Origin of the sequence: Paraburkholderia sp. SIMBA_054, assembly GCF_046534875.1 — a bacterium.
GTDB lineage: Bacteria > Pseudomonadota > Gammaproteobacteria > Burkholderiales > Burkholderiaceae > Paraburkholderia > Paraburkholderia hospita.
In genome coordinates, this window is the sequence record NZ_JAWRXV010000467.1 from 1 (window position 1) to 315 (window position 315).

The 315-nt window shown below is 47.3% G+C and carries 1 protein-coding gene; it reads left to right on the top strand.

Features of this window, described 5'->3' with window-relative positions; all coding sequences use genetic code 11:
* Positions 1–4 precede the first annotated feature (4 nt).
* Entirely contained in the window at positions 5–124 is a 120-nt protein-coding gene (locus SB822_RS55940; protein ID WP_410858956.1) for a RusA family crossover junction endodeoxyribonuclease, read from the top strand.
* Positions 125–315 lie beyond the last annotated feature (191 nt).

The following is a 315-nucleotide window of genomic DNA, read 5'->3' on the forward strand; positions in this document are numbered from 1 at the left end:
GGGTGTGAAGGATGGACTTTCGAAGGTTATTTGGCAGGACGACAGCCAAGTGGTCAGCATGACGGTGAAGAAACTGTATAGCATGACGCCGCGGGTGGATGTGCTGATTCGGTATAAGGAGTGAGGGAGAATGAGTCATTTCATGACAAAAGAAGGCGTGCCTACTCGTTGTGAAAATTGTCTATATTGGACACGAAAAGTTGGGCATACCGGAACTTGCGGAAACGCTAATCAAAAGTTGGGTAGGCTAACCAACTTCAACCAAAAGTGCAACGACTTCTGGCCAGCGCACAAACACCGTTTGTAACTCATGAT